At 67.3% G+C, this 24,826-nt stretch carries 24 protein-coding genes; 13 read left to right on the plus strand and 11 right to left on the minus strand.

Annotated features, from left to right (window positions below):
* Positions 1-61: 61 nt before the first annotated feature.
* Both KPL78_RS18745 and KPL78_RS18750 read right to left on the minus strand, forming a co-directional pair.
* Complete coding sequence (locus KPL78_RS18745; protein ID WP_219764500.1) at positions 62-859, minus strand: hypothetical protein; 798 nt, start codon at positions 857-859, stop codon at positions 62-64.
* Positions 860-1,545: 686 nt separating this feature from the next.
* Positions 1,546-2,505: a winged helix-turn-helix domain-containing protein gene (locus KPL78_RS18750; RefSeq protein ID WP_219764501.1), complete on the minus strand. Its 960-nt coding sequence runs from the start codon at positions 2,503-2,505 to the stop codon at positions 1,546-1,548.
* 187 nt (positions 2,506-2,692) lie between these two features.
* Here KPL78_RS18750 and efp point away from each other — a divergent pair, with 187 nt between their 5' ends.
* Positions 2,693-3,259, plus strand: coding sequence for an elongation factor P (gene efp / locus KPL78_RS18755; RefSeq protein WP_219764502.1), 567 nt, complete (start codon positions 2,693-2,695; stop codon positions 3,257-3,259).
* 177 nt (positions 3,260-3,436) lie between these two features.
* On the opposite strand, the gene KPL78_RS18760 is transcribed toward efp, so the two are convergent.
* Positions 3,437-3,895 carry a hypothetical protein gene (locus KPL78_RS18760; RefSeq protein WP_219764503.1) on the minus strand — a complete coding sequence of 153 codons (459 nt, stop codon included), beginning with the start codon at positions 3,893-3,895 and terminating at the stop codon, positions 3,437-3,439.
* Between the two features lie 144 nt (positions 3,896-4,039).
* Here KPL78_RS18760 and KPL78_RS18765 point away from each other — a divergent pair, with 144 nt between their 5' ends.
* The 5 genes from KPL78_RS18765 (at position 4,040) to KPL78_RS18785 (ending at position 9,804) form a co-directional block, all read left to right on the plus strand.
* Complete coding sequence (locus KPL78_RS18765; RefSeq protein ID WP_219764504.1) at positions 4,040-4,885, plus strand: inositol monophosphatase family protein; 846 nt, start codon at positions 4,040-4,042, stop codon at positions 4,883-4,885.
* Positions 4,882-5,418: an OmpA family protein gene (locus KPL78_RS18770; protein ID WP_219764505.1), complete on the plus strand. Its 537-nt coding sequence runs from the start codon at positions 4,882-4,884 to the stop codon at positions 5,416-5,418. Before KPL78_RS18765 ends, KPL78_RS18770 begins: the two co-directional genes overlap by 4 nt.
* The gene (locus KPL78_RS18775; protein ID WP_219764506.1) at positions 5,415-6,551 is read left to right on the plus strand and encodes a flagellar motor protein MotA; all 1,137 of its coding nucleotides are present in this window, start codon (positions 5,415-5,417) and stop codon (positions 6,549-6,551) included. The genes KPL78_RS18770 and KPL78_RS18775 overlap by 4 nt, the downstream gene beginning before the upstream one ends.
* A gap of 352 nt (positions 6,552-6,903) precedes the next feature.
* Positions 6,904-8,934 (plus strand): peptidoglycan -binding protein, encoded by a 2,031-nt coding sequence (locus tag KPL78_RS18780; RefSeq protein ID WP_219764507.1) that lies wholly within the window; start codon positions 6,904-6,906, stop codon positions 8,932-8,934.
* A gap of 6 nt (positions 8,935-8,940) precedes the next feature.
* Positions 8,941-9,804 (plus strand): GGDEF domain-containing protein, encoded by an 864-nt coding sequence (locus KPL78_RS18785; RefSeq protein WP_219764508.1) that lies wholly within the window; start codon positions 8,941-8,943, stop codon positions 9,802-9,804.
* 272 nt (positions 9,805-10,076) lie between these two features.
* On the opposite strand, the gene KPL78_RS18790 is transcribed toward KPL78_RS18785, so the two are convergent.
* Together KPL78_RS18790 and KPL78_RS18795 are read right to left on the minus strand one after the other, a co-directional pair.
* Positions 10,077-10,370: a GYD domain-containing protein gene (locus tag KPL78_RS18790; RefSeq protein ID WP_219764509.1), complete on the minus strand. Its 294-nt coding sequence runs from the start codon at positions 10,368-10,370 to the stop codon at positions 10,077-10,079.
* 108 nt (positions 10,371-10,478) lie between these two features.
* Positions 10,479-10,811, minus strand: a complete 333-nt coding sequence (locus KPL78_RS18795; RefSeq protein WP_219764510.1) for a DUF1491 family protein — start codon at positions 10,809-10,811, stop codon at positions 10,479-10,481.
* Between the two features lie 84 nt (positions 10,812-10,895).
* Here KPL78_RS18795 and KPL78_RS18800 point away from each other — a divergent pair, with 84 nt between their 5' ends.
* The gene (locus KPL78_RS18800) at positions 10,896-11,108 is read left to right on the plus strand and encodes a hypothetical protein (RefSeq protein ID WP_255569178.1); all 213 of its coding nucleotides are present in this window, start codon (positions 10,896-10,898) and stop codon (positions 11,106-11,108) included.
* Positions 11,109-11,377: 269 nt separating this feature from the next.
* Here the strand turns inward: KPL78_RS18800 and KPL78_RS18805 are convergent, their stop codons facing one another.
* On the minus strand, positions 11,378-11,968 hold the full coding sequence (locus KPL78_RS18805) for a cytochrome b (RefSeq protein WP_219764511.1): 591 nt from the start codon (positions 11,966-11,968) through the stop codon (positions 11,378-11,380).
* A gap of 63 nt (positions 11,969-12,031) precedes the next feature.
* Between KPL78_RS18805 and KPL78_RS18810 the strand changes: the two genes are divergently transcribed.
* The 3 genes from KPL78_RS18810 (at position 12,032) to KPL78_RS18820 (ending at position 15,518) form a co-directional block, all read left to right on the plus strand.
* Positions 12,032-13,006, plus strand: a complete 975-nt coding sequence (locus KPL78_RS18810; protein ID WP_219764512.1) for a hypothetical protein — start codon at positions 12,032-12,034, stop codon at positions 13,004-13,006.
* Complete coding sequence (locus KPL78_RS18815; RefSeq protein WP_219764513.1) at positions 12,991-13,746, plus strand: metallophosphoesterase family protein; 756 nt, start codon at positions 12,991-12,993, stop codon at positions 13,744-13,746. The genes KPL78_RS18810 and KPL78_RS18815 overlap by 16 nt, the downstream gene beginning before the upstream one ends.
* Before the next feature lie 182 nt (positions 13,747-13,928).
* Entirely contained in the window at positions 13,929-15,518 is a 1,590-nt protein-coding gene (locus tag KPL78_RS18820; RefSeq protein WP_219764514.1) for an ABC transporter substrate-binding protein, read from the plus strand.
* A 257-nt stretch (positions 15,519-15,775) separates the two neighbouring features.
* On the opposite strand, the gene KPL78_RS18825 is transcribed toward KPL78_RS18820, so the two are convergent.
* The 5 genes from KPL78_RS18825 to KPL78_RS18845 all read right to left on the minus strand — a co-directional run bounded on the left by KPL78_RS18825 (position 15,776) and on the right by KPL78_RS18845 (position 21,351).
* Positions 15,776-17,134, minus strand: coding sequence for an LLM class flavin-dependent oxidoreductase (locus tag KPL78_RS18825; RefSeq protein WP_219764515.1), 1,359 nt, complete (start codon positions 17,132-17,134; stop codon positions 15,776-15,778).
* A gap of 635 nt (positions 17,135-17,769) precedes the next feature.
* Positions 17,770-17,916 carry a hypothetical protein gene (locus tag KPL78_RS18830; RefSeq protein ID WP_219764516.1) on the minus strand — a complete coding sequence of 49 codons (147 nt, stop codon included), beginning with the start codon at positions 17,914-17,916 and terminating at the stop codon, positions 17,770-17,772.
* 63 nt (positions 17,917-17,979) lie between these two features.
* Positions 17,980-18,963, minus strand: a complete 984-nt coding sequence (locus tag KPL78_RS18835) for a ketopantoate reductase family protein (RefSeq protein WP_219764517.1) — start codon at positions 18,961-18,963, stop codon at positions 17,980-17,982.
* Positions 18,964-19,281: 318 nt separating this feature from the next.
* A complete protein-coding gene (locus KPL78_RS18840) occupies positions 19,282-20,073 on the minus strand; it encodes a creatininase family protein (RefSeq protein ID WP_219764518.1) in 792 nt (263 codons plus the stop codon).
* A gap of 102 nt (positions 20,074-20,175) precedes the next feature.
* Positions 20,176-21,351, minus strand: a complete 1,176-nt coding sequence (locus tag KPL78_RS18845; RefSeq protein ID WP_219764519.1) for a M20 metallopeptidase family protein — start codon at positions 21,349-21,351, stop codon at positions 20,176-20,178.
* A 149-nt stretch (positions 21,352-21,500) separates the two neighbouring features.
* Between KPL78_RS18845 and KPL78_RS18850 the strand changes: the two genes are divergently transcribed.
* Genes KPL78_RS18850 through KPL78_RS18860 form a run of 3 tightly spaced genes read left to right on the plus strand, consistent with a single transcriptional unit; the run spans position 21,501 to position 24,637 of the window.
* Positions 21,501-22,478: a Bug family tripartite tricarboxylate transporter substrate binding protein gene (locus KPL78_RS18850; protein ID WP_219764520.1), complete on the plus strand. Its 978-nt coding sequence runs from the start codon at positions 21,501-21,503 to the stop codon at positions 22,476-22,478.
* 38 nt (positions 22,479-22,516) lie between these two features.
* Positions 22,517-23,113: a tripartite tricarboxylate transporter TctB family protein gene (locus tag KPL78_RS18855; RefSeq protein ID WP_219764521.1), complete on the plus strand. Its 597-nt coding sequence runs from the start codon at positions 22,517-22,519 to the stop codon at positions 23,111-23,113.
* Positions 23,114-23,131: 18 nt separating this feature from the next.
* Positions 23,132-24,637: a tripartite tricarboxylate transporter permease gene (locus KPL78_RS18860; RefSeq protein WP_219764522.1), complete on the plus strand. Its 1,506-nt coding sequence runs from the start codon at positions 23,132-23,134 to the stop codon at positions 24,635-24,637.
* Positions 24,638-24,826: the final 189 nt, after the last annotated feature.

The raw sequence follows: 24,826 nt of genomic DNA on the forward strand, positions 1-24,826 counted from the left end.
TATTTCCACAAGCCCAATGTTCGGGGGGAATGAGCCCGTTGGCTGCGCGCTAGATTGCTACTTACTGAATTCGATCCCAGAGTTCAGCCAAGGCGACGAGTTTCTCAGCAGTTGCGCCCATATTGGCTCCCACACCAGCTATGCGACGAAGATTCGCCCCGATCCTCGAAACAAATCCGGGCTTCCGCTCAACGACTTCTGCCTTGATCGATCGGCTTACCTCCTCGCGCACGTCTGGAGGAATGCCTTCAAGATCGGCAATCGTCTTCTTCAGGATTTCAGAGATCTGATCGCCTTCTGGGGCTTTGGTAGCGACCAGGGTCTTCAGTTCCCCAAAGTTGGTGCCATGGTCGCCGAGCTGACCGATCGTAATTGGTCCACCGCCCGAATTGATGCTTACGGCTGCCATTCCAGTTGCCCCTCCAGCGAGCCCAGGGAGAATCTCCCTCTCCCGTTCCGACCGTTTGTATCTTTGGAGTTCTGCATACAAAGTTGTACCTCCGGAAGCGATCTCGATCTGCGCGCGCAAGGCATCGTCACGTCCGCTGGATCGGTAAGCCTCCAGAGCAAGCCCTTTGTAGTCGCTCGACCGATCCGAGAATCGGGAAAAGTGCTCTACGAGACTGGCCTTAACTGCCGGCACCCTCTCGCTCGACCACCATTTGAGGAGGATTGGAGAGATCCCTTCCGTCCAGAACGGCACAACCCCCAACGCGAGCCCTTCGCGCGCCACGCTATAAGCATCAAGTGACCCTCTTTCCACAAACTCAACTGGATCAGTCAGATATTGCGGCTGTCGCATCGCGAGCTGAAAAGTATACGCTCGCGTATCTTCACTCTTCTTATCGATCTCATCCATCGAAAAATCAATATCCCTGATAGAAGCATCATCTCTTTCGAGAAATGATCACACCGCATATTGCACCACTATTTCGGAATCATGCCCAGTTAGATCAGACATGACCTTCTTTACGTCCCTTCTTCCTCTTACGATTGATCTATCTAGTCGTCCAAATCGATATAGAAGGCACATTAACTTCAATGTTATATCATCAGATGATGATATATTAATGGGCTGAATTCTTTGTTCCGTCTTAAATCTAGAATGCGGAAACATCCTAGTCATTACGAGATTCGGGCCTTCTAAAGGGATTCTCCCTTCTCCGACTATTTCATCGATGACCCTCTTATCTGCGATCGATATCAAGGCTCCGAAAAGCCAGGCAAGGTTCTCTAAATCCTTTGTCCCACCCCTGATTTTAGTCAAGATGGCCTCGAGATGCGAATGAGGCTCTTTCATCTCCGCTACCGCCTTGATAGCCCACCGCTCAACGTCGGTGTCTCTGCTAAACAGCAAATGCGTAACAATAGGCGCGATAAATCTAGTATCCGAGAAGCGCCTCCCTCGCTGATATTGATCACAAAGAAGTTTCAATGCCTCTCGTTGATTCCGCGTATCTGAGCTTCTCAATTGAAGTTCTATATATTTTTCTTCAATTGAACTTAACAAGGTGCTCCTTTCTATCCTGTCGCGCGCGGTTGGCATCAGACTTCATCCAGACGCTGATTGCCTCGACCAAAACCAAGATCGCGAACTAGCGCCCTATTAGACCAAATCGCCTTGGACCACGGATCGAAACGCGGGGCGGCAAGAGCGACTCCTTGCCGGGTCATCCAACGCATTCCCGCAAAGGACAGTGCACGACGGAACGCATTGTCTTCGGGGCGAATGCGGTACCTAACGACCGCCACGATGGCACTGGGCTCGATAGAGCGCCGACGAGACCAAAATAGTCCCAATAATCTTGCATCGTGACCGACAACATCTTTAGAAAGCCGCGTCCTAGGCAAACCCAGTTCCAGCCAAGCCCCCCGAACAGCGCAATTCTCGACACTTTCTAGTCGATCGTGGAATAAATCAAAGTCGTCATATCCGAGCAAAAACTGAAATCCGATACTACTAAACCCGAATAAACCAATTTTTCTTCCGTCAAATTTGCCAATTTTATGCACGAGAGTCATATCGCCCGCCTGAATTATCGTTAGGACGGCAAAAATGGACGATCGTTCCCTCTTCAATATATCTTTATACCGATCAAATTGGACATCGTTGGAAAAAATACGATCAAATATCGAAATACTTTCACTTCGTAATAATATTCTTCCGTCCTCCATATAATTATCTACGTCATCGCAGAAAAAAATCTCTATAAATGAATAATCTCTTATCCTTCTTCTCGCGAAATACTCTTTTATTTTAGCAGAACTTGAAAATAAACCCTCACTCAAGGGCCTAAGGAAAAACATACCGGGACCAACGCGCAGAAATCTACTTTTTGCGCCGCGCTCTATTATGTCAACACTAATTCGCGCCTGCAATGTGCGGTGCTGAGTCTTTCCGTAGAGATGATTTGGAACTCGGTAGAATTCGTACGCGAAATCCAAAATTTCGCGAGCCGACATCGGCCGCCCGGTGTCCTTTAGAACGTCCTCAGCGATCTTCAAATATGCGTTCACTCAACGCTCGAACGAATGAGATTCACACGTACGCACCATACACCCCAAAGCGTTTACCTTACCCATCCTGTCCTCGGTGTCATCCTACCTCCGTGGTTGCCTCGCTCCTGCGTCCAAGTGTAGATGCCGGCGCTCCAATCTTTCGGCCTCCTGACTCACGATAGGCGAGACTCTCATGGCAAAGATGCAAGCCAACCAGATGCGTGCCGGCATGGTCATCGAGTTCGAAGGGGCTCGCTACACCATCCTCAAGCAGAACATCATGATCCCGGGGAAGGGCGCGGCGGTCATCCAGGTGGAGATGCGCAACGTCAAGACGGGTGCGAAGAAGGACCAGCGCTGGCGCACCGCCGACACGGTCGAGCGCCTGACGACCGAGGACAAGGAGTTCACCTACTCCTACGCCGACGGCAACAACCTGGTGCTGATGGACCCGGAATCCTTCGAACAGACGATGGTTCCGCAGGACATCCTGGGCGATCGCCTGCCCTATCTGCAGGAAAACATGACGGTCAACGTCAAGCTCATCGAGGGTGAGCCCGTCTCCATGGACCTGCCCGAGCAGGTGACGCTGGAGGTGGTGGAGGCCGATCCGGTGGTGAAGGGCCAGACCGCGTCGTCCAGCTACAAGCCGGCGGTGCTGTCCAATGGCGTGAAGGTCATGGTCCCGCCCTTCATCACGGCGGGCGAGAAGATCGTCGTGAAGACGGCGGATTCGACCTACTACGAACGCGCGAAGTAAGCCCGGGCAGGGCCAACTCTGGCCCTCGCCTGCCGTGCTTCAGTAATCGCGCGGGGTCCGGGGACCGCGGACGGTCCCGGGTGGGCTTGGGGTTCCCATGGCAGATGCCTGCATCTGCCGTGGGCGGGTCCGGTGCAAGGGGGCGGCGCCGCCTGCCCTGTTGCCCCCCCCTGCCCGTCACGCCTCCATCTGCATCCACACCGCGCCCACCACCAGCACTCCTGCGACCGCCAGTTCCGCGCCCATGGCTATCATCCGTGCCGGGGTCCGCTGCCGTGCCATCGCGTGGGCGGCCGCGGCCAGGGCGTAGAGTACGGCGCCGCCGATGGCCGCGGGTGTCACCCAGCCCGGGAAGGCCAGGCTGCCGAGTCCGATCGTCCCCAGGGCCAGGTTGCGGAAGCCGATTTCGCGGGTGAGGCCACGGGCCTTGCGGTCGGTGACGCGGAAGATGGTTTCGGTGGTGTAGCGGGGGCGGAGCAGGTCGTTCAGGCCCGTCGCGGCCAGGCGGGCGCCGACGGCCCAGAAGGCGAACCAGCCGGCCAGGGCCTCATCCAGCGGGGCGCCGTTCAGGGCGGCGGCCAGGGTGAAGGCGGCGGGCAGCACGATGGCCGTCACCACGCTGAGGGTGCTGTGCATGCGTCGGGTGGTCCCGGTTCTGTTTCGCGCGATCGTATCGCCAGGGGATGGGTGGGCAAGCGCCCTCGCCTCCCGACCGCGCATCCGCTACGACGCGGCCTCGCCGTCCCGTTCTTTGTTTCCTTCGCACAAGGTCATCCGAACATGCCGCCCGTGTCCCCGCGTTTGTCCCCTGCGATGCAGGTTGTCACTTCGGCCGTTCGCAAGGCCGGCAAGCGGCTGCTGCGGGATTTCGGGGAGGTCGAGCAGCTTCAGGTCAGCGTGAAGGGTCCGTCGGATTTCGTGTCCACGGCCGATCTGCGGGCCGAGCAGACCCTGAAGGAGGAGTTGTCCAAGGCGCGGCCGAACTTCGCCTTCCTGATGGAGGAGTCGGGCGCGTCGGGCGACGACAACTGGGAATGGCGGTGGGTGGTCGATCCGCTGGATGGGACGACGAACTTCCTGCACGGCATTCCGCACTGGGCGGTGTCGGTGGGGATCGAGAAGCGGATTTCCGCCGACAAGACCGAGATCGTGGCGGGGGTGATCTACAACCCGGCCTCGGACGAGCTGTTCTGGGCGGAGAAGGGGGTCGGGGCCTTCCTGAACGACCGGCGGCTGCGCGTGTCGGGGCGGAAGGACATGCGGGAGGCGGTGTTCGCCACGGGCATTCCCTTCGGTGCCGTGCCGAAGAAGGCGGAGTTCAGCTCCATCCTGCATCGGCTGATGCCGCAGGTGGCGGGCGTGCGGCGGTTCGGGGCGGCGGCGCTCGACCTCGCCTGGGTGGCGGCCGGCCGGTACGAGGGGTTCTGGGAGCTGAACCTGAAGCCCTGGGACATCGCGGCCGGGCTGGTGATGGTGAAGGAGGCCGGCGGCTTTGTGACCGACCCGGATGGGGGCGATCCCTATGCCGCGGGGAATGTGGTGGCGGGGAACCAGACGCTGCAGCCGAAGTTGCGGGAAGTGGTGGTCGAGGGGATCGCCGCGGTGAAGGCGCGCGTGGCGGGATGAGGCGCCGGGCGCTGATCGTCGCACTGGTGCTGCCGGCCATGGCGGCGCGGGGGCAGGATGTGCCGGAGGGGGCGACGTTGCCTGATCCGGCGCCTGCGCCTCCGGCGCCGGCGGTGCTGGCGCCGCAGGGGGCGCCGATGGTGCCGCCCCCTGCCCCGCCCCCGCCGGGTGGGCTGCCGCCGGAGGTGGTGGCCGGGTCGGATGGCATCGTGCGGGTGAGGCTGCGCGGGGAACGGCTCGATCCGGCGGTGGAGAGTGTGCTGCGCGCGTTGGGGGCGCGGTTCGCGGCGCTGCCGGCGGGGCGGATCACGGTCGAGGCGCAGGTGTCGGGGCCGGCGGATGACGTGTCGCTGGCGCGACGGGCGTCGCTGGCGCGGGCGCAGGCGGTGAAGGCGGCGCTGGTGGCCGGGGGGCTGGACGCGACTCGGGTCGATCTGCGCCCGTTGGGGCGGTTGCCCGCGGGGGTGGATGCGGTGGACGTGGTGCCGCCCGGCGTGGCAAGCCCGAATGCGGAGGCACGGAGCGGCCGATGACGCAGCCGGTGGTCTATCTGTGGCGGATGCTGGGGTTCCTGCTGTGTGTGGTGCTGGTGACGGCGCTGCTCTACAGCCAGCTTCGCCATGCCTTCGAGGCGAACCCGGTGCTGAATGCCGTGATCGTCGCGGTGCTGCTGTTCGGCGTGGTGTGGAACCTGCGGCAGGTGCTGTCGCTGCGGGTGGAGGTCACTTGGCTGGAGGGCTTCCGGTCGGTGCGCGGGGCGGAGGAGCGGGTCCAGCCGCGGCTGCTGGCGCCGATGGCGTCGATGCTGTCGGCGCGGCGGTCGGAACGGGTGTCGCTGTCGGCGATCGCGATGCGGTCGGTGATGGACGGGATCGTGTCGCGGCTCGACGAGACGCGTGAATTGTCGCGCTACATGACGGGGCTGCTGATCTTCCTGGGTCTGCTCGGGACGTTCTGGGGGCTGTTGCTGACCATCGCGTCGGTGGCGGATGTCATCGGCAACATGTCGGTGGGCTCGGGCGACCTGAACCAGATGTTCAACCAGCTCAAGACCGGGCTGGCGCGGCCGCTGGAAGGCATGGGGACGGCGTTCTCGTCGTCGATGCTGGGTCTCGCCGGGGCGCTGGTGCTGGGGTTCATGGACCTCACGGCCGGGCAGGCGCAGACGCGCTTCACCAATGAGCTGGAGGAATGGCTGGCGGGGCTGACGCGGCTGTCCTCGGGCGTGCTGGGGCAGGAAGGCGAAGGCGGCATCCCGGCCTATGTGAACGCGCTGCTGGAACAGACGGCGGAGAACCTCGAAGGGCTGCAGACGATCCTGCAGCGGGGGGAGGAAGGGCGCGCGCAGACCTCCCAGGCCATGATGACCATGACCGAGCGGCTGACCGTGCTGACCGAGCAGATGCGCGCGAACAACCAGGTGATGGTGCGGGTCGCGGAAGGGCAATCGACGATCGCGAATGCGCTGGCGAAGATAGCCGACACGCGCGAAGGCAACGCCACTGAGGAAGCGACGCGCGGGCATATCCGCAACATCGAGATCCTGCTGTCGCGGCTGAACGAGGAAGTGGCGCAGGGGCGGAACCAGGCGACGTCCGAGATCCGCAACGAGATCAAGATCCTGACGCGGACCATCGCGGCGATCGCGGAGGAGCCGCCGCGGTGAGGGTGGCGGCGGTGTCGCCGAGGAGGGGCTTTGCCCCTCCCCGCCAAAGGCCACGGGGCCTTTGGAAACCGATACCTGGTGCCCTGCATCGGGGGCGGTCCGGCACTGGGGGGCGCGTTTCGCGCGCTGTTCGTGGGAAATCCGGGCGCTGGGCACCGCGTAGGCTCGCCCGTTTCGCCGCGCCCGCCGTGCCCAACACCAGGTATCGGTTTCCAAAGGCCCTGTGGCCTTTGGTGGGGTGGCTTGGAGGGGCAAAGCCCCTCCAACTCGACAGCGGCGTTGACGGGGCAGTCTTCGCCCCCCTCACCGATAGGGTCTGGGAGGGGCAAAACCCTTCCCGGTCAGCCGCGTAGTGGCCGGCTCCCCCAACCGCCGCCGCAACGGTGGCGGCCTCGATGCCTGGCCGGGCTATGTGGATGCGCTGTCCACGCTGCTCATGGTCATCATCTTCGTGCTGCTGGTCTTCGTGCTGGCGCAGGGCTTCCTGTCGGTGGCGCTGTCCACGCGCGACCGGGCGCTGGACCGGCTGAACCGGCAGGTCGCGGAACTGGCCGAGATGCTGGCGCTGGAGCGTGGCCAGGCAGAGGAACTGCGCAGCGGGCTGGCGCGGGCGACAGCGGAGCTCGCGACGGCGGCGGCGGCGCGGGACAATGCACTGCGGCAGTTCGGGACGTTGCGGGAGGAGCGGGACCGGATCGCGACTGAACGCGACACCGCGCGCAGCGAGCAGGAACGGCTGGCCGCGCGGCTGGCGGATCTGGGCATGGGCGCGCGCGGCACCGAGGAACGCGTGACGACGCTGGAACGGCAATTGGCCGAGGCGTTGGCGCGGGCCGAGGCAGTGGGCGGCGATGCAGCGCGGACCGCGCGCGATCTGACCGAAACGCGGCGCGGCCTGGCGCAGACCGAGGAGCAGCGCGCCGCGCTGGAACGCCAGGCGGCGCAGACGGCGGAGCAGCTTGCCGCGGCACGGCAGCAGCTTGAGGCGCTGCGGGTCGAGGCAGCACGGCTGAACCAGCAGGTGACCGCGGACCGGCAGACGATCCAGGCGCGGCTGGCGGACCTCGCGCAGTTGAACCAGCAGGTGCAGGCGCTGACGGCACTGCGCGAGGAACTGGAGCGGCAGGCGCAAGCGGCGCTGGCGCGGGCCGCCGAGGAGGAACGCAACCGCCACGCCGCCGAACAGGCCGCCGCACTCGCCGCCACCGAGATCAACGAGGCCCAGCGCCAGCGGGAGGCCGCGGAACGCCTGGCCGCCGCCGCCAATGCGCGCGCCGGCGCGTCGGAGGCGGAATCGCGGGCCGCCGCGCAGCGCGCCGCTGCGGCAGCAGAGGCCCAGCGCGCGGCGGAGGCTTCAGCGCGCGACGCGATCGCCCGGGCCGGCACATCAGACACCGCGGCGCGCGCGGCGGCAGAGCGCGCGACTGCGGCCGAGACCGCCCAACGCTCAGCCGAAGTCACCGCGCGGGACGCCGTGACCCGCGCCGCCGCGGCGGAACAGGCGCGCCAACGCGCCGAGGACATCGCCCGCCAGGCTGCCACCGTGCAGCAGGCCGCAGAGCAGGCCCGGGCCGAGGCCGAACGCCAGGCCGCCGCGCGCATCGCCGCCGCGGAGCGCGCCCGCGCCGAGGCCGAGGCCCTGCGCGCCGAAGCCCAGACCCAGCGTGACCAGGCCGTGGCCCAGAGTGGCGACGCCACCGCCCGCGCCGGCAGCGCCGAGGCGCGCGCCGCCGAGCAGACCCGCATCGCCGACAGCGCCCGCGCGCAGGTCGCCCTGCTGACCCAACAGATCCAGGCGCTGCGCGCCGAGATCGCGCGGCTGGTCACGGCGTTGGACCTGGAGGAAGCCGCGGGGCGCGACCGGGAAGCGCAGATCAGCGTGCTGGGCCAGCGGCTGAACGCGGCGCTTGCCGCGCGGGTCGAGGAATTGCAGCGCTTCCGGTCGGACTTCTTTGGCCGCCTCCGCCAGGTGCTGGGCGAACGGCCCGAGGTGCGCATCGTCGGCGACCGCTTCGTCTTCCAGGGCGAGGTGCTGTTCGCCCCGGCCTCGGCCGAGTTGTCCGAGGCCGGGCGGACCCAGGTGCGCGACCTGGCGCGCGTGCTGCTGGAAGTCACACCCCGAATCCCGGCCGAGATCCCCTGGGTGGTGCGGGTGGACGGGCATGCGGACCGCACGCCAATCCGCAGCGCCCGCTTCGCGAGCAACTGGGAACTCGCCGCCGCGCGCGCCATCGCGGTGGCTCAGTTGCTGATCGCGGAGGGCCTGCCGGCCAACCGCGTGGCCGCGACGAGCTTCGGCGACACGCAGCCGATTGACGAAGGCGAAACATCGACCGCCTATGCACGCAATCGGCGCATCGAGGTGCGGTTGACCGACCGCTGAACGGCCATGACCCAGACTGAGACCATCTTCGTCACGGCCCGCATCTGCATCGTGACGCTGTGCCTGGTCACGGTGCTGGTCGTGTGGTGGCACGCGCGAACCGACGCGGATCGCGGGGAAAGGCCGAGGCTGCTGATGGGCCTCACCATAGGCCTGCTGCTGTCCGCAAGCCTTCTGACGCTCAACGATATCCATGCTGCACTCAGCCCGGGCGAACAGATGGCGACCTATGACGGCGCCTGGCTCTGGCTGCTGTACGACGCCGGCGTACCACTTCTCGTGATCCTGGCGCTGCGGCTGATGCGCCAGCGCAGTGCGGCGCTCACGGCACTGGAACGGGCCTCGGTGACCGACGCGCTGACGGAACTTGCAAACCGGCGCGGCTTCTCCACGGCGGCGGCCGCCGCGCTGCAGGCCTGCCAGCGGCGCGGCGAGACGGCCGCGATGGTGATGTTCGACCTGGACCGCTTCAAGAGCATCAATGACGGCCATGGTCACGCGGCTGGCGACGCCGTGCTGCGTGGGGCGGCCGCGGCCCTGCGGCGGCATGTGCGCGCCTCGGACATCGCGGGGCGGCTCGGCGGCGAGGAATTCGCGCTGCTGTGCCCCGGCATGACGACGGAGCAGGCGGCAGCTCTCGCCGAGCGCGTGCGCGACGAGATCCGTCGGTCCGTGCCGCACCCGGCGGGCGACGGGGCGGTGGTCACGACTTCGGCCGGGGTCGCGGTGGTGGAACGGCCGCAGGCGGGATTCGAGGGCGCCCTGGTCGCTGCCGACCAGGCGCTCTACGCCGCGAAGAAAGCCGGGCGGGACCGCGTGGCGATCGCCGGGAGTCTCGAGGCGGCCGACGCAGCGACGGCTGCGGCATGATCCGACGCCCGGAGGGGCACTCCCGGGCGCTGGTGATTACAGATGGGCTCTGCTCTCTCCCCGCCAAAGGCCACAGGGTCTTTGGGAACCGCTACCTGGTACCGGGCACCAAGGGTCATGAAGGCGCAGCGCCAGGAGAATGCCAGAGTGCACTTCGACGTCCGGCACCACACGCCCTGCCCAGCGCCAAGTCATGGTTTCCAAAGGCCCTGTGGCCTTTGGTGGGGTGGGTCCGGGAGGGGCAAAGCCCCTTCCGATATCCATCCGCCACCTCATCGCAACGACGCGATGATCTGCCGCGCCGCTTCCTCGGGGAACGCCTTCACGGTCCGGGTCCGGACATTGCCCATGCGGCCCAGCATCAGGGAAAAGCGGGCCGAGACCGCGTCGTCGGGGGCTTCGTAGATGGCGATCATGTCGCACTCGCCCATGGTCATGTAGTAGCTGAGCATCTTGCCGCCCATCTCGGTGAGCATGCCCTTCGCCGCATCCAAGCGGCGCGGGGATTCCGCGATGGCGGAGATGCCCTGGTCGGTCCAGGACCCGAACATGATGTATGTGGTCATCGGCACCGCTCCTTTCCGGCCTTGGTCAGGGGATGGAGAAATGTTGCCGACACGGAACCTACCACTGTCCGCGGGGAGATGCCTTGGTTTTCTCGATGGGCCGCCGCGTCAGATCAGCCGGGCCTCGAAGGGCGGCACCAAGTCGGGGGCTTCGAATTCCAGCACCCAGAGGTCGGGGTCGCGCTTCACCTGGCGATCGACATAGGCAGTGGCCGCGTCTTCCTCGACCGGGGCCGGACCGGTGCCGCGGACCCAGGCGGGGCGGCCTTCGGCGTCGCGGGCCTGGGCAAGGACGATACAGCCCTCCCTGCCCCGCAGCACACAGAGGATGCCGCCTGAATCCGGGTCGCCCTTGCGCAGCACCGCTGCCGGGCGGCCGGCCATGTCCGACAGGCGGATCGCCATGGACACCCAGATGCCGGCCTTCACTTTCGCTTCCATGGCGCCGACCCTGCCATGCACAGCCCCTTGCCGGAAGTCGCGGCGCGCGCCATTCACCCGGCGACGTATGTGGGACCCCCCGTCATGAGCGATCGGAAGATGACCGAGGCGCAGCGCGCCTATGAGGCGAAGCGCGCCGCCAAGGCAGGCATGAGCCTGGAGAAGTGGCTGACCGAGAAGGAAAAGCGCGCCGCCGCCGAGGCGCGCGAGCAGGCCGTGGCCACGAAGCCCGCCGCCCCGGCGAAGAAGCCGGGCTTCTTTGGGCGGCTGTTGGAGAAGGCGCAGAAGCCGCTCTGATATGGCTCAGGGGACCGAGAGGGGCTTTGCCCCTCTCGGGCTCACCCCACCAAAGGCCACAGGGCCTTTGGAAACCGATACTTGGCGCCGGGCGCTGCTGTCAGGATGAATGCCGAAACCCGCCCTCGCGCACGAAACGCGCCGGGAGGGGAACGGGGTGCCCTCACTGCGCCATGCCAAGTGACGGTTTCCAAAGGGCCTGTGGCCGATGGGTCCCCAAGGCGGGGTGGTTTGGAGAGGCAGAGCCCCTCCAACCTTCCGTCGCCCCTTCACAGCATCCGCATCAATGTCCCGTCCTTGCGGATCGCGTGGTGGAAGATCGCCGCCCCCACATGCGCGATCAGCAGCACGACGAAGAGATAGCCGCCGATGGTGTGAAGCAGAGAGAGGATCTTCGCCAGTCCTTCCGAAGTGTCCATGAACTTCGGGAAGTCGATGAAGCCGAGATAGGCGGTCTGGCCTTGCAGCGGGAAGCCCCAGGCATTGGTCGCGAAGAAGCCGAGCAGCGGCTGGATGATCAGCAGCGCATAGAGCCCGTGATGCGTCCCGGCCGCCGCGGCACGCAGCACCGCCGGCAGATGGTCGGGATAGGCGGGCGGCGGGTTCATCGCCCGCCAGATCAGCCGCGCGACGGCGCAGGCCAGGATGGTGACGCCGGTGCTTTCATGGATGGCGTAGAAGACCATCTTGGTCGCGCCGTCCGACGCATCGGTGATGTACTTGATGACGAAGCCGGTCGGCAGGGCGATGGCGATGAGGCCGACCGTGATCCAATGGAACCACTTCGCAATGCTGCCGTATTGCCCGTCCGGATGCGCGGCGTCCTGGCCTCGGAGGATGACGGTCTGGCTCGCGTCCATGGGGGGTCTCCGCTGGCGTCCGACATCAGCGTATCGCATGGCGGGGGTGTCGCGCAGGTGGGAATGATCGCCGCTCACGCGGATTGGAGCACCGATCCCCGCAAGCGCTGGGTGAGCATCGCGCGGCGCGGGTCGCGGGGATGGCGCGCCGAGGCGCCGGTGCCGGTGGGCGATCCCGCGGCGCTGGTGGCGGGGCTGCTGGCGGAAGGGGCGCCGGTCGCGCTGGGGCTGGACCTGCCGCTCGGCGTGCCGCGCGGCTTCGCGGCGGGGCGGGCGGAGGCGGGGTTCGTGGCGTTCCTGCGCGGGCTGGCGGGGAATGCCGGCTTTTTCGCGGTGGCGGAGACGCTGGATCAGGTCTCACGCCTGCGGCCCTTCTATCCGGCACGCGGGGTGAAGGGGATGACGCGGGCGGGGCATGCGGCGGCCCTTGGCTTCGCGGATGCGATGGGGCTGTCGCGGCTGTGCGACCGGGCGACGGCCGAGCGGCCGGCCGGGGCACCGGTGTTCTGGACGTTGGGGGCGAACCAGTCCGGCAAGGCCGCGATCGCGGCCTGGCGGGACTGGCTGGCGCCGGGGCTCGCGGTGGGGGCGCCCTATGCGATCTGGCCCTTCGACGGGCCGCTGCACGGGTTGCTGGCGCCGGGGCGCGCGGTGCTGGCCGAGGTCTATCCGGCCGAGGCGCTGCGCCATTGCGGGCTGGTGTTGCGCGGGTCGAAGCGGGTGCGGGCCGATCGGGCGGCGATCGCGGATGCGCTGCTGGCGGTGATGGCCGCACGGCGGGTTGCTCCCAGCGCCGCGCTGCGCGATGCCGCTCGGGGCGGCTTCGGGGCCGATGCGGCCGGCGAGGACCGCTTCGATTCCGTGATCGGCCTGCTCGGCCTGATCGGCGTGCTCGACGGGGTGCGGCCCGATTTCGTGCCGCAAGATCCGGCAATCCGCACCTGGGAAGGCTGGGTGCTGGGGCAGACGGCGTTGCCGCGGGATGGTTCAATCGCGGCGCAGCTTGGGAATGGAGTGGCGGCATGCGGATCGCGGTGATCACGGATATCCACGGCAATGCGGCCGCACTCGATGCGATGCTGGAGGATGCGGCCGCGCGCGGCCTGCGGGAGATCATCTGCCTCGGCGACATCGCCTCGGGCGCCGGCTGGCCGCGCGAGACCGTGGAGATGCTGATGGCGACCGGCATCCCGAGCATCCGCGGCAATCACGACCGTTGGATCAGCGAGCATGATCCCGCGACGATGGGGAAGCAGGATCGCCTCGCCTATGACGAGCTGAGCGCGGATCAGCGCGCCTGGCTGATGGACCTGCCGACGGCGCTGGAGCCGGCGCCCGGCGTGCTGGCGGTGCATGGCTCGCCCGGGTCCGACGTGCAGAACCTGATCGAGGAAGTCGTCGCCGAGCGGCTGCGCCCGGCGCCGATGGCGGTGCTGCGCGAAAGGCTCGGCGAGGCGGGGATGGCCGCGCGCGTCGTGTTGTGTGGGCACAGCCACCGATCGGGCATGGTGCAGGTGCCGGGCGGGCCGCTGGTGGTCAATCCGGGCAGCCTTGGCCTGCCGGGCTTCCGCATCTCGCGCGAGCCGGCGCATCGGCAGGAGGCGGGGTCGCCGCATGCACGCTATGCCGTGCTGCACCTCGATGGCGATGCGGTGCAGGTGGAGATGCTGGCCATCGCCTATGACTGGGACGCGGCGGCGAAGCGCGCCGAGGAGATCGGCTTCAACGCCGCCTGGCCGCATGTGATCCGCACCGGGCTGCTGCCGGAAAGCGCATGAAGCGGATCGTGTTCGGATGGACTCATCCGAACACGTGAAGATGCTCGCAATACACCGGGGTTGAGCATGCGGTGCGAGCGAAAGCGAACGCAGCATGCCCTGGTCTCTTGCGCAGCCGCGCCACTCACCTATCCTGCTGAAAACGCCTCGTCAGCACGCGGTCCTGTCTTGCGGGGGATCGCATGTCACCAATCCGGGCTATCGCATCCATCGGCCTGTTGACCGGCCTGCTCGCCTCGGGCGGCGCGGCGCTGGCGCAATCGGACACATCCATCCTCCGCGTCACGCCGGGATCGGACGTCAACACCTTCGATCCGACCGGGCCGGCCGGCACCGCCGCCTATATCCACGGCATGATGGTCTATGACGCGCTGTACGGTCAGGATGAGGAGCTGCGCATCCACCCGCAGATGGTCGAGCGCGACGAGGTCTCGTCCGACAGCCTGACCTGGACCATCACGCTGCGCGAGGGCCTCGCCTTCCACGACGGCAGCCCGGTGACGACGGCGGATGTGATCGCCTCCCTGCGCCGCTGGATGGGGCTCGATGTGGTGGGCCGCACCATGGCGCTCGATGTCGAGGCCATGGAACCGGTCGATGCGCGCACCTTCCGCATCCGCCTCAAGCGTGCCTTCCCGGTGCGCGCGGCGCTCGCCAACAGCGGGTCGGGATTGCCGGTGATTCTTCGCGAGCGCGAAGCCTCGGCCGGCCCCTTCACGCGTGGGACGGAGCTTATCGGCTCGGGCCCTTTCCGCTTCGTGGCGAATGAGTTCCGCCCCGGCGATCGCCTCGTCTATGAGCGCTTCGACGGCTATCGTCCGCGCGTGGAACCGCCGAGCGGCTTCGCGGGTGGCAAGGTGGTGCGCATCCCGCGCCTCGAATTCCACATCCTGCCGGATGCCTCGACCAAAGCGGCGGCGCTGCAGGCAGGCGAGATCGACTTCATCGACCAGGTGCCCTTCGACCAGGCCGAAGCGATGCAGGGCCGGCGCGGCATCACCGTCGCGGCGCTGTCGCGCATCTACAACCCGTTCTTCATGCGGCCGAACAGCCTCTACCCGCCCTTCAACAACGCCGATGCCCGGCGCGCGCTCGCGCTCGCCATCCACCAGCCGGATTACATGGCAGTGTCCTTCGTGCGGCCGGAATGGGGGCAGCCCTGCCACTCCTTCTTCGTCTGCGGCAGCCCGAACGGCATCACGACGGGGTCGGAACCCTACCGCCAGCAGAACCTCGCGGAAGCGCGACGGCTGCTCGAACGCAGCGGCTATCGCGGCGAGCCGATCGTGCTGCTGAATTCGCGCGAGACGCTGTTCGTCGGCGTCGCCGGCGAACTCGCCGCGCAGAATTTGCGCGAGGCCGGCTTCAACATCGTGCTGGCGGAAAGCGACTGGGGCACGCTCATGGCGCGGCGCAACAGCCGCAACCCGCCGGATCGCGGCGGCTTCAACCTGTTCATCACCAGCATCTCGGGCAGCGGCGTGTATTCGCCGCTGTCGAACTCGATTGCGGACACAACCTGCGGCGCGCGCAACTTCGCCGGCTGGGCCTGCGACGAGGAAGCCGCCCGGCTGCGCGACGAATACATCCACGAACCCGACGAGGCGAAGCAGCGCGAGATCCTCGAACGGCTGAGCCGCAGGCTTTGGGACGTGATGCCGACGGTGATCCTGGGGCAGCGCGCGCAGCTCTATGCGTGGCGGAACAACATCAGCGGCTTCGTGCGGTCCCCGTCGCTGATCACGATCTTCTGGAACATCGAGAAGCGCTGAAAGGTCGCGGGCGGAATTGGAGGGGCTCTGCCCCTCCAAGCCACCCCGCCAAAGGCCACAGGGCCTTTGGAAACCGTCACCTGGCGCCGGGCGCCACTGACAGGAAGAATACCGAAACCCGCACCTGCGCACGGAACGCGCTATGAGGGCGCAGCATGCCTTTGGGGCACGGCGCCAAGTATCCGGCATTCCAAATGCTCTCAGCATTTGGCGGGGTGGTCCGGAGGGGCAGAACCCCTCCGGTTCTCCACCCCCGCTTAAGCCGACAGCGCCGTGCCCTGCCCGCGCGCCTCGGTGTAGCGATTCTGCGGTTCCGGCAGCCCGAGATTGCCGCGGAAGGTGCGTGCCTCGTATTCCTCGCGGAAGATGCCGCGCCGGCGCAGTTCGGGCAGCACCAGCGCGGCGAAATCCTCGAGCCCGACCGGCAGGTGGGTGGGGATGATGTTGAAGCCGTCGGCCGCGCCCTGGTCGACCCATTCTTCCATCGTGTCGGCGATGTCGGCGGGCGTGCCGATCACCGTGCGATGGCCGCGCCCGGAGGCGATGGCCTGGCAGAGCTGGCGGATGGTGTAGCCCTTCTCCTGCGCCAGGTTGAACATCACGGCAGCGCGGCTGCGCAGCTTCGGGTCCTTGGGTTCCGGCACGGGGCCGTCGATCGGATAAGCGGAGAGGTCACCGAAATTGCCGTAGATGTAGGAGAGGCCGACGAGGGGGTCGATCAGCTCCTGCAACGCCTCGTGCTTCGCCTGGGCTTCGGCGCGGGTGGCACCGACGATGGGGACGAGGCCAGGCAGCATCAGCAATTCGTCGGTGCGCCGACCATGGGTGGCGAGGCGCCCCTTCACCGAGGCGTAGTAGGCCCGGGCTGCGGCGAGGTCCTGCTCCGCCGAGAAGACGATATCGGCGAAGCGCGCGGCGATGTCGCGGCCCTGGTCGGAGGCCCCGGCCTGCACGATGATGGGCCGGCCCTGCGGCGTGCGGTCCACGCTGAGCGGACCGAGCACCGAGAAGTGCTTGCCGCGATGCGCCAGCGTGTGCAGGCGATCGGGGTCGTAGAAGACGCCCGAGGTCTTGTCGTGCACGAAGGCGCCGCCCTCCCAGGAATCCCACAGGCCGGTGACGACCTCGGCGAATTCCATCGCGCGTTCGTAGCGATCGGCATAGGCCATCTGGTGTTCGCGGCCGAAGTTGAAGGCCTCGGCGTCAGACCAGGAGGTGACAAGATTCCACCCCGCCCGGCCCTTCGAGATGTGGTCGAGCGAGCCGAATTTGCGCGCGAGGTGATAGGGCTCGTTGTAGGTGGTCGAGGCGGTGGCGACGAGACCGATATGCTTCGTCACCGCGGCGAGCGCCGAGAGCAGCGTGATCGGCTCGAGCTCGACATTCTGGTTGGAGCGGCAGAGCGAACCGGGCGGTTCGTCCTTCTGGCGGATGCCGACGCCGTCGGCGAGGAAGACCATGTCGAGCTTCGCGGCCTCGGCGATGCGCGCGACGTTGACGAAATGCTCGAAATCCATCGCGCCGCCGGAGGGCACGTCCGGATGGCGCCAGCCGCCGGCGTGATAGCCGAGACCCCGGATCGAGACGCCGAGCTTGAGTTGCCGCTTCTCCGCCATGGCAAGGCTCCTTCGGCCGCGAGGGGGGCGAAAGATAGGCGCGAGTCGCGAAGCGCGTCACCCCGCCGCGCGACTAGTTCCATGCAAAAATCGCGCCTTTCCGATCAGCAAGGCATGGGCGCGCTGCTTCGCGCAAGCGGCAGGAGACGATGACGGGCAACCCCAGGCCGGCGGAGAGAACCCTTCTGGATTTCCGCGAGCGGATGCGCGACGACCTTGTCATCGTCATCCCGCTCGGCAGCGTTGAGCCGCCGGGGCCGTGCAACCCCATGACCAACGACCTGCTCGCGATTGGAGCCGGCCGACCAGATTGCGCAGAAGTCCGGTGTGATCGTGACGCGGCCCAACCCGGCCTGCCGACCGGCGCGCTTACCATGGTGACGTTCGGCGACGTCGATGTCTGCGCGCCGTCGCCATGGTGGACCACTGCGACGCCACGGTCGGCGGTGATACGTCACGCGCCAAGGGGTGAGACGGGCAATGCTACGCCGCATTCATCGCCGAGACAGCGGTGGGTTTGGCCGAGGACACGACGACCGCGCCGATGCATGACGGGCAGGCGGCCTTCTGACGCGCCGCCTTCCGCTCAACCTCCACGCGGCGAGCCCAGCACCAATCCGAAACCCGAACAGGTGCTAGCGTTCCTCGATCGACACGCCGTGGCGCCCGACGCTGATCTCGACGCCGGAGCGCCGGCTGTCCTGATACGCCCAGATGCCGGCACCGATCACGCCGGCAATCACGGCGCCGACGAGCAGGTAGAGGGCATTCGAGTTGGTCATCGGGATCGTCCTTCCGCCACGTGATGGGGTCGTGCCCATCAACGCCGCGGAAGGACGGGGGTTTCATCCGCCGTAGAGCCCCGCCTCGCGCGCGGCGAGCATTGCCAGGCCCGCGGTCAGGCCGAGCGTCGGCATCGGAACGCCGGCATCCCGCGCCATCTGCAATGGCACGGTGAGGATCGCATCGATTTCCATCGCGCGGCCGAGCTCGAGATCCTGCAGGATGGAGGGCTTGTGCGTGATGGTCGCCGCGCGCCGCATCCGTTCCTCGGCGATGCCGCCGATCTCGCAGCCATAGGCGCGCGCGAGCGCCGCGCCTTCCTCCGCGACGCGCACTGCCGCAGCGAAGATCGCGGGGTCGGCGAGCGTCGCCTTCATGTGCGTGCGCGACAGAATGCACAGCGGGCCCGAGGTGATGTTGCCCATCAGCTTGGCCCAGATGCGGTTGCGGATGTCGTCCACTACCGGACAGGGCATGCCGCCGGCCGCGACGAAGCCCGCGATCATCCCGGCGCGCTCGCTGATCGTGCCGTCGGGTTCGCCAAGGATCAGCCGGATGTCGGCGTGCTCCGACTTCACCACGCCGGGGGCGACCACCTCGCTCGCCGAATAGACGACGCCGCCGACCGTGCGCTCGATGCCGACCAGGCGTTCGATCACGCCGTCCGGATCAAGCTGCGGCAGCCGCCTGCCTTCCGCCGCGCCACCGTGGCGCAGGAAATACCACCAGGGAATGCCGTTGGTGACGAAGGCGACCGGTGTGTCGGGGCCGAGCAGCGGCTGGATCGCCTCGGCCGCCACGGGCAGGGCAGGCACCTTGGTGGTGATCAGCACGGCGTCCACGGGACCGATCTCCGCCGCACTCGCCGCCGCGTGCACCTTCACCGTCTTCACGCCGTCATGGGCGTGCAACGTGATGCCATTCGCCTTCATGGCCTCGAGATGCGGGCCGCGGGCGATGACGGAGACCTCCGCACCGCCCAGCGCGGCACGGGTCGCGAGATGGCCGCCGATCGCGCCGGCGCCGAACACACAGATACGGGTCATGGGGGACTGGTCCTCGGGACGTCGTGCGGTGGGTAATCAAGACTCGTGCCAGGGGCAAGCGGATGGCCGGAGCGTGTGACGCTCCGCTCCCGTCCGCCGCGATGTCCGGCAGGCGGCACGATCGCGCGGCGCGGAAGGATCGGAGCGGTTGTCCCGTGCGCGTGACGGTCATGGCGGTGCGGGAAGGGCGCCACCCTCCCCCGCTCCCCCGCCGGACGCCGCACGGCCATCGGGTTCCGTTAGCTGGCACCTCGCAGCACGGTCAGGGCCAGTGGCGGGGTCCGCATCCGGCGCGACAGGCGCGTCACCGAAACGCCATCAATCCCCGACGGCGTCGCGCAATTGCGCACACATTGCTGCGCCGCCGGCGACGAGGCGCTCGACGATCGCCTTGCCATGGTCGGGATTCGCCACGCGCGCATCCGGGGCGATCAGGCCGCCCGGCGCCACTTCCTCCACCCACATGGGCACGGAGAAATCGAGGCCATGCGTGCGCACCACGCCGAAATTCGCTGGCGGCAGACCGAGATAGGGGCCCACCGGCTGGCGCAGCCGCATGTCCTGCGGGCGGCAAAGCTCGGGCCGCAGCGCATAGGCCACCGAGGCGACAGGGTCGCCACCATGGCCGAAGCTCTCCGCGGTGCCGCCGAGCGCCGTGTGCAGCTTCCCCGCCTCCCGCCAGAGATGCAGCGCGGGGACGATCACCCCATGGCGGCGGCGGACGGCGCGTGCGGCGGCCTCGGCGGGGCCGATCGTGCCGGCATGGCCGTTCACGATCATGATGCGGCGCGTGCCGGTGCGGATGAAGGCCTCGGCCATCTCCTCGATCACCGCCGTCAGCGTCGCGACCGACAGCGTGATGCCGCCGGCGATGCCTGTGAAGTAATCCTCGCCACCGAAGGGAATGGCGGGCGCGACCAGGGCGTCGGCGCCCTGCGCCGAGGCCGCCGCGGCGATGCGCTCCGCGATCTCCTCCGCCAGCAGGTAGTCGCCCATCGGAAGGGCGGGGCCGTGGGTCTCGAGGCTGCCCATGGGCAGCAGGGCCACGGCGCCGGCCGCGAGGCGGGAGGCGACTTCGGGGGCGGTCAGTTCGGCGATGCGGTGGGTCATGGTCACATCAGGGCGGGCGAGCGAACTCCCCCGCGCCTCCTCCTTTTTCTGTCTGTCACCAAGGCACACCGGCGCGGCACGATCGCCCCACCGGCAACGGGGTTACGCCAGAAGGTCCAGGGCGGCGCGGGACAGGGCCTCGACGCCATGGGCGATGCAGCGCTCGTCAGGCTGGTAGAAGGCGTTGTGCAGGCGGTCGTCGCGGCCGGGCGCGCCGGAGCCGATGCGCAGCTGGAACGCCGGGGCACGCGCGGCGAACGCGGCGAAATCCTCGGACCCCATGGAGGGCTCACCCTCCTCCGGCGCCACGCCGGTCTGCCGCGCGACGGACGCCAGTACCGGTTCCAACACCCGGTCATCGTTCACCAGCGCCGGCACCATGCGCTGGTAACGCATGTCGCAGCGCACCCGCATCGTTGCCTGCAATCCGCCGGCGAGGCGCTTCAGCGCGGCTTCGGCGGTGTCGCGCGCATCGCCGTGCAGCGTGCGGATCGTACCCTTCAGCGCCACGCGCTCGGGGATGATGTTGTAGGTCGTGCCGCCCTGCACCATGCCGACGGTGACGACCGCCGGGTGCAGCGGCCTGATCTCGCGGCTCACCACGGTCTGCGCCTGGCTGATGAAGGCGGCGGCGGCGACGATCGGATCGACCGCCGCATAAGGGTGCGCGGCATGGCCCGACTTGCCCTGCACCACCAGATCGAAACGGTCCGAGGCCGCGAGGCAGGCACCGCGGACGAAGCCGAAGCTACCCACCGGCATGTCGGGATGGTTGTGGAACCCGATCGCGAGATCGACGCCATCGGCGGCGCCATCCGCGATCATCGCGGCGGCGCCTTCCAGCACCTCCTCGGCCGGCTGGAAGATCAGCCGAACCGTGCCGGCGAGCTGCGGCGCGAGGTCCTTCAGCACGGCGGCGACGCCCAGCAGCGTCGCGGTGTGGATGTCGTGCCCGCATGCGTGCATCTGTCCATCCACGGTTGAGGCATAGTCGCTCTCTGCTTCTTCATGGATCGGCAATGCGTCCATGTCCGCGCGGATCGCGAGGGTTGGACCGGGTCGGCCGCCGCGGATCTCACCCACCACGCCGGTCACGCCCACCCCGGTGCGGTGCGCGATGCCGAGGCGCGACAGTTCCGCGGCGACGATGCCGGCGGTGCGGGTCTCCTGGAAGGCGAGCTCAGGCACGCGGTGGATGTCGCGGCGCAGCGCGATGAGGCGCGGGGCAGCCGCTGCAGTGGCCTCGCGGATCGCGCGCTGCGGGTCGTTGGCGAGCATGGCGTTCAGGTCCGATGCGTGAAAAATGCTGCGCGGAGCATAGGTGAGCCACTCGTGCAGGCAAGGCATTGCCAGGGTTTCACGTGACCACTGACTTGTCGCGGGGCAAGTCGCATGCCATAGGGCCATTCGGGAAGAGGGGAGGTTCAATGTCCTGGGCGATCCGCCGCCGTGCTCTGTTTGCTGCATCCGCGATGGTGCCGATGACGGTGCAGCGTGCCTTCGCGCAGGCGTGGCCCTCGCAGAACATCAAGCTCGTCGTGCCCTTCGCACCCGGCGGAACCACGGATATCGTCGCGCGCCTCGTGGCCTCGGGCCTGCAGGAACGGCTGGGCGTCGTGGTGGTGGTCGAAAACCGGGCCGGCGCCGGCGCCACGATCGGCAGCGAGGCCGTCGCGCGTTCCGCCCCCGATGGCTACACGATGGTCATGTCGAACATCGCCAGCCACGCCATCAGCCCGGCGCTGTATGGCCATCGCGTGCGCTATGATCCGGTCAGGGATTTCGCACATGCGGCGCTGGTCGTGACCAATCCTTCGGTCTGGGTGGCCAATCCGAATGCGGGGCTGCGCACCCTCGCCGATGTCGCCGCCAAGGCGCGAGCGCCGGGCGGGCTCGATGTCGCGACCTCGGGCGTCGGGTCGTCGAACCACATGATGGTGGTGGAGATGAGCCGGCTCCTCGGGGTTGAGTTGAACCACATCCCGTTCCGCGGCGCGGGCCCGGCCATGCAGGCGGTGATCGCGGGCCAGGTGCCGGTGATGTCGGACAGCCTGCCCTCCTCCGTCGCCCATATCCGGCAGGGATCGGTGGTGCCACTTGGCATGGCCTCGGCCCAGCGGCACCAGGCTTTCCCAGATATCCCGACCTTCCGTGAGCAGGGTTTCGACGTCGCGAGCGAGTCCTGGTTCGGACTCTCCTTTCCAGCCGGCACGCCGGCTGTCATCGTGGAACGGATGAACCGGGAGACGCGGGCGGTTCTGGCCGACCCCGACATCCGGGCGCGTTTCGTCGAACTGGGCGGGGCCTCGGGGGACCTGTCCGTGGACGGTTACACGGATTTCGTGCGTCGGGAGGTCGCCGCGTGGGCGCCGCTCGTGCGGGCTTCCGGCGCGTCGGTCGACTAGCAGTTTTTCAACGTCTTCGATTGGGTGGGCGAAAGCGGATGAAGCTGAATACAAAGGACCTGATCTCGGCCGCGATACTTATCGCGTTCGCGGTCGTCGGACTATGGTTGAACATGGACCACACACTGGGCAGTGCGCGCCGCATGGGTCCCGGCTACATGCCGATGCTGGCCTTCTGGCTGCTGCTCGGCCTGTCCGTGATCGTGCTGGTGCTCGGCCTGTTCAACGGGCCGGACCCGATCGAGAAGTGGACCGGCCCGGAAACCCTGTTCCTGATCCTTGGTGCCGCCGGCGGCACCGCGGCGGGGCTGGTCGCGGCGCATATGGACGGCTGGGTGTCGTCGAGCTGGAACCCGCTCGGTATCGGCCTGTTCGTCGGCTGCATGATCCCGAGCATCGTGAAGTCGTGGCGCCCCCTCTTTCTGGTCAGTGCCGCGTTCTCGCTGTTCGGCCTGGTGCTTGAGCCGCTGGGGCTGATGGTCGCCATCGCCGCGTCGGTGATCCTGTCTGCCTTCGCCGACGAAACGCACAAGCCGGCCGGCGTCGCCGGGCTGGTGGTTTTCCTCTGCGTGCTGTGCTGGGCGGTGTTCATCTACGAACTCGACATCCGCGTGCCAGTCTGGCCGGTCTTTTAAGGACAGGAAGCGGAACCCATGGACCTCGTCACGAACCTGGCGCACGGCTTCGGCGTCGCGCTGACACTCAACAACCTTCTCTTCTGCTTCATCGGCTGCATCATCGGCACCGCGATCGGCGTGCTGCCGGGCATCGGCCCGGTCGCGACGATCTCGCTGCTGCTGCCGATCACCTTCGGCCAGCCTGCCACGACGGCCATCATCATGCTCGCCGGCATCTACTACGGCGCCCAGTATGGCGGTTCGACCACGGCCATCCTGCTGAACCTGCCCGGTGAGGTCAGTTCGGTCGTCACAACGCTCGAAGGCTACAAGATGGCCCGCAACGGGCGAGCGGGCGCGGCGCTGACCATTGCGGCCGTCGGTTCCTTCTTCGCCGGCACGGTCGCGACCATCCTGGTCGCCGCATCCGGCCCGCTGCTGACGCAGGTGGCGCTGTCCTTCGGCCCGGCAGACTACTTCTCGCTGATGTTCCTCGGCCTCGTCATCTCCGCCGTGCTCGCGCAGGGCTCGGTGGTGAAGTCGATCGCGATGGTGGTGTTCGGCGTCTCGCTCGGCATGGTCGGCACGGACGTGCAGACGGGCCAGCAGCGCTTCACCTTCGGCATCCCGGAACTGTCGGACGGCGTCGGCTTCGTCTCGATCGCCATGGGCATGTTCGGCATCGCCGAGATCATCCTCAACCTCGAGCGCCCGGAAGCGCGCTCGGTCATGTCCGGCAAGGTCGGCAGCCTGATGATGACGCGTGAGGAAGTCCGGCGCTCCATCCCGTCCGTGCTGCGCGGCACGGCGGTGGGCTCCATCCTCGGCATCCTGCCGGGTGGTGGCGCGGCGCTGTCCTCCTTCGGCTCCTACATGATGGAGCGCAAGCTCTCGAAGTACCGCCACCAGTTCGGGTCCGGTGCGATCGAGGGCGTGGCCGGTCCGGAATCGGCGAACAATGCCGCCTCCCAGACCTCGTTCATTCCGCTGCTCACCCTCGGCATCCCGGCCAACGCCGTGATGGCGCTGATGGTCGGCGCGCTGATCATCCAGGGCATCCAGCCCGGCCCCCGCATGGTGGAGGCCCAGCCGGACCTGTTCTGGGGCCTGATCGCGTCGATGTGGATCGGCAACCTGATGCTGTTGGTCATCAACCTGCCGATGGTCGGCATGTGGGTGAAGCTGCTCGCGGTGCCCTACCGCCACATGTACCCGTCCATCATGATCTTCTGCGCGATCGGCGTGTACTCGCTGCAGAACAACGTGTTCGACGTGTACCAGACGGTGGTCTTCGGCATCTTCGGCTACCTCTGCTCGAAGCTGCGGCTTGAGGGCGCGCCGATGCTGATCGGCTTCGTGCTCGGCCCGATGATGGAAGAGCACCTGCGCCGCGCGATGCTGCTGTCCCGCGGCGACCCCATGGTGTTCATCGAGCGCCCGATCAGCGCGACGATGCTCGGCATCGCGGCCGTCGCCCTGGTCGCCATGCTCCTGCCCAACATCCGCAAGGGCAAGGACGCGGCCCTGGCGGAAGGCGGCTGAGGCTAGTACCGACCGGCTAGGTTGGTCGGATGATTGGAAGGCGGGTTCCCTGGGGGACCCGCCTTCCGCGTTTTTTTGGTGCCTCAAACGCCGGCGCCGGCATCCGCCGGCTTGGCTTTCGCGCCGTGCACTGGCGCGCCGGGGTTGCTGTTGGACTGGGCGCGGTCGCACTTCGCGCTCCCGGATCGC

The organism is Roseomonas alba (genome assembly GCF_019430885.1).
Classification (GTDB): domain Bacteria; phylum Pseudomonadota; class Alphaproteobacteria; order Acetobacterales; family Acetobacteraceae; genus Neoroseomonas; species Neoroseomonas alba.